This is a genomic window from Streptomyces sp. NPDC050674 (assembly GCF_040654575.1).
Taxonomy (GTDB): domain Bacteria; phylum Actinomycetota; class Actinomycetes; order Streptomycetales; family Streptomycetaceae; genus Streptomyces.
The window spans coordinates 1-3892 of the sequence record NZ_JBFAIG010000044.1 but is presented as its reverse complement, the minus strand read 5'-3'; the positions used below and the strand labels follow the sequence as shown (position 1 = coordinate 3892).

The following is a 3892-nucleotide window of genomic DNA, read 5'->3' as shown; positions in this document are numbered from 1 at the left end:
GACAGGGCCAGGTACAGCGGCCCGCCGTCCAGCAGGTCGGGCTGCGGCATCCCGAACCTGTCGAGCACGTAGTAGAAGGGGCTGACGTCCGGCAGGTACAGGAAGCCCCACAGCAGGGCGGCCACCACACCGGGGATGGCGTACGGCAGGAAGATCGCGAGCCGGGTGACGGGCGCGAGCCGCACCTTCTCGGAGTCGAGCATCAGCGCGAACAGCAGGGCCAGGCCGAGCATAACGGGCACGACGATGCACCCGTAGCCGAGCACGCGCAGGGCGCCGTGCAGCAGTTCGCTGTCGGAGAGGGCGCCGGTGTAGTTCTCCAGGCCGGCCCAGACCTCCCTGCGCGCGCCGGAGCCCAGGCCGAGGCCCGAGACCTTCTCCTTGCGGAAGCTGAGCCAGAGCGCGTAGCCGATGGGGAGCGCGAAGAACAGGGCGAACAGGATCGTCGCGGGGAGGAGGAAGACATAGGGGGCGCTGCGCGCCCGCCTGCGGGTGGTGCGGGGAGACGGGTGGCCGTACGGGGCCCCCTCGACCCCGTACGACTGCCGGCGTGCCGTGCTTCTCACCGAGCTACCTCGAAGCCCTGCTTCTTCATGTCGGCGACGGTGTCGGCCTGCATCCGGTCCAGCGCGGCACCGAAGTCCGACTTGTTCTTCGCGGCGGCGCCGAAGGCGTCCTTGAACGTGGTGTACGCGACGTTGACGTTCGGGCCCCAGGCGGAGGGCGCGGTGGTCTTCGCGATGTCGGCGGCCTTGCTGTAGAAGTCGGCCTGGTTCGAGAAGTAGGCCGGCGGCTCGAGGAAGGCGCCGCTGGTCTGGGCGTTGGTGGCGGCCGGGTAGATGCCGCTCTCCTTGGCCAGCGCGTTCAGGGCCTCGCCGTCGGTGTTCAGCCAGGTGGCGAACTTCGCGGCGGCCTCCTGGTGCTCGGAGTCGGTGGTGACGCCGGTGGAGGAGCCGCCCCAGCTGCCGGTGCGGTTCTCGCTCGCGGACCACTGGGGGAGCGGGGCCATGGCCCACTTGCCCTTGGTCTCGGGTGCGGCCGTGGTCAGCGTGCCCGGCGCCCACACGGCGCTGACCCAGGCGATCTGCTTGCCGGTGTTGAGCGCCTTGTTCCATGCGGGGGTGTACATCGGCTGGTTGTCGACGGCGCCCTCCTTCACCAGGCCGCCCCAGAACTTCGCGACCTTCCGCGTCGCCGCGTCGTTGATGGAGACCTTCCACCGGTCGCCGGAGGTCGTCCACCACTTCGCGCCCGCCTGCTGGGCGAGACCGGCGAAGAGACCGGAGTCGTTGGCGGAGAAGGTGGTGAGGTCCTTGCCGGGAGCCACCTCCTTCAGCTTGCGGGCGGTCTGCGCGAACTGGTCCCAGGTCGTCGGCACCGTCAGGCCGTACTCCTTGAACAGGTCCTCGCGGTAGTAGAACATCATCGGCCCGATGTCCTGCGGGACCGCGTAGACCGCGTCCGTGCCCAGCGTCGTCTGCTGCCAGACACCGTCGGCGAAGCGGTCCTTCGCCTCACCCACCTCCCCGGATATGTCGGCGAGCGCGTCATTGCTGACCAGGGTGGGCAGCGCCTGGTACTCGGCCTGCACCAGGTCGGGCGCCTTGCCCGCCTTGTGGGCGGTGAGGATCTTGGTGACGAGCGTGTCGCCGGACGCCTGCTTCTTCACCGTGACGGTGATCCGGTCCTTCTTGCCCGGCCCCTTGTTCCACAGGTCCGCGACCTTGTCCATGCCGGGTGTCCAGGTCCAGTACGTCAGCGAGACCGGTCCCGACCCGGTCTCGCTGTCCCCGTCGTCCGAGCCGCAGGCGGCGAGGCTGGTGGCGCCGAGCGCGACGGCGACGGCGGTGGTCACGAGGCGGCGGCGCTTCGTGTACGGCATGGATCTCTCCCCTGACCTGGGGTCCCCGCCTGTTGCGAGGACCCTGCCATGCTTCTGTGAGCGTTCACAGTAGAGAAACACTCACGACACTTGTCAATGGTTGTTGCTGTGCGGTTATGTTGGGCTCCGCACCGCGCTTCGGTGTGTGCACGTTCCCATTTTGATCCTTCGACCGGGAGACCATCCATGCCGGAGACCACCCCCAGGGGCCTCACCAGGCTCGCCTTCGGTGGGGACTACAACCCCGAGCAGTGGCCGGAAAGCGTCTGGCAGGAAGACGTACGGCTGATGCGGGAGGCCGGTGTCACCCTGGTGAGCGTCGGGATCTTCTCCTGGGCGCTGCTGGAGCCCTCACCCGGCACCTACGACTTCGGCTGGCTGGACCGGCTCCTGGACCTGCTGCACGAGCACGGCATCCGCGTCGACCTCGGCACCCCCACCGTCGTGCCGCCCGTCTGGTTCTACCGGGCCCACCCCGAAGCGCTGCCCGTCACCGCCGAGGGCGTGCGCTACGAGTTCGGCTCCCGCGCGGCCATCTGCCACAGCAACGCCGACTACCGCGAGGCCGCGGCGGCCATCACGCACAAGCTCGCCGAGCGCTACGGCGACCACCCGGCCCTGGCCATGTGGCACGTGCACAACGAGTACGGCGTCCCCGTCTCGGCCTGCTACTGCGACTCCTGCGCCGCCCACTTCCGCCGCTGGCTCGCGACGACCTACGGCACCGTCGACGCCGTCAACGAGGCCTGGGGCACGGCCTTCTGGGGCCAGCGCTACGCCGCCTTCGAGGACATCAACCCGCCCCGGCTCACCCCGGCGGCCGTCAACCCCGGCCAGGCGCTGGACTACAAGCGGTTCGCCGACGCCACCATGCGCGAGAACTTCGTCGCGGAGCGGGACATCCTGCACCGCCTCTCCCCGGGTGTGCCGGTGACCACCAACTTCATGACGGCCCTCAGCCAGTGCGACTCCGTCGACTACTGGGCCTGGGGGCGCGAGGTCGACCTCGTCACCAACGACCACTACCTCATCACCGACGGCCGCCGCACCCACGTCAACCTGGCGATGGCGGCCGACCTCACCCGGTCCGTCGCGGGCGGCGCCCCCTGGCTGCTGCTGGAGCACTCCACCTCGGGCGTCAACTGGCAACCGCGCAACCCCGCCAAGGCCCCCGGCCAGATGGCCCGCAACTCCCTCGCGCACGTGGCCCGCGGCTCCGAGGGTGCCCTGTTCTTCCAGTGGCGCCAGTCCCGTCGCGGCGCCGAGAAGTTCCACTCGGCGATGGTCCCGCACGGCGGCACCGACACCCGCGTGTGGCGCGAGGTCGTCGCACTCGGCGCGTCCGTCGAGGCGCTGAGCGAGATCCGCGGCACCCGCACCCGCGCCGACGTCGCCGTGCTGTGGGACTGGCACTCCTGGTGGGCGCAGAACCTCGACTGGCGCCCCAGCGTCGACCACGACGCCCGCGAACGCGCCGACTCCTTCTACGAGGCCCTCTACGACCGTCACCTGACCGTCGACTTCGCCCATCCGGAAGCCGACGTGTCGAGGTACCCCCTGGTCGTCGTACCGGCCCTGTACCTGATGACGGAGGCGGCCGGGCGCAATCTGAGCGCGTACGTCGAGAACGGCGGCACGCTGGTCGTCTCCTACTTCTCCGGCATCGTCGACGAGCACGACGCCGTCCACGAGGGCGCCTACCCGGGCCCGCTGCGGGACGTCCTCGGCCTCACCGTCGAGGAGTTCTCCCCGCTGCTGCCCGGCGAACGGGTGCGGGTCACCGGCCCCGGGGGAACCGAGCTGTCCGCGGACGTGTGGACGGAGTTCGTGGTGCCGCGCGGCGCGGAGACCGTGCTGACCTACGCCGACGGCCTCACCGCCGGGCTGCCCGCCGTCACCCGGCACCGCTTCGGTGCCGTCACGTCACGAAAGTCGGTAACACCCGAAGCCGGTGGCCCAACCCCTTGTGGGAGGGAGCTGTCGAAGGTGGGACTGGCGATTGGGACGAAG

3 protein-coding genes are annotated in these 3892 nt (G+C 70.1%); 1 reads left to right on the top strand and 2 read right to left on the bottom strand.

Features of this window, described 5'->3' with window-relative positions; translation table 11 throughout:
- Both AB0I06_RS34125 and AB0I06_RS34120 read right to left on the bottom strand, forming a co-directional pair.
- Positions 1 to 566 (bottom strand): sugar ABC transporter permease (locus tag AB0I06_RS34125; RefSeq protein WP_363122748.1); only part of this gene is annotated, 566 nt, incomplete at its 3' end.
- Positions 563 to 1882, bottom strand: coding sequence for an extracellular solute-binding protein (locus tag AB0I06_RS34120; protein WP_363122747.1), 1320 nt, complete (start codon positions 1880 to 1882; stop codon positions 563 to 565). The genes AB0I06_RS34120 and AB0I06_RS34125, both read right to left, overlap by 4 nt.
- A 186-nt stretch (positions 1883 to 2068) precedes the next feature.
- Between AB0I06_RS34120 and AB0I06_RS34115 the strand changes: the two genes are divergently transcribed.
- Positions 2069 to 3892 (top strand): beta-galactosidase (locus AB0I06_RS34115; RefSeq protein ID WP_363122746.1); only part of this gene is annotated, 1824 nt, incomplete at its 3' end.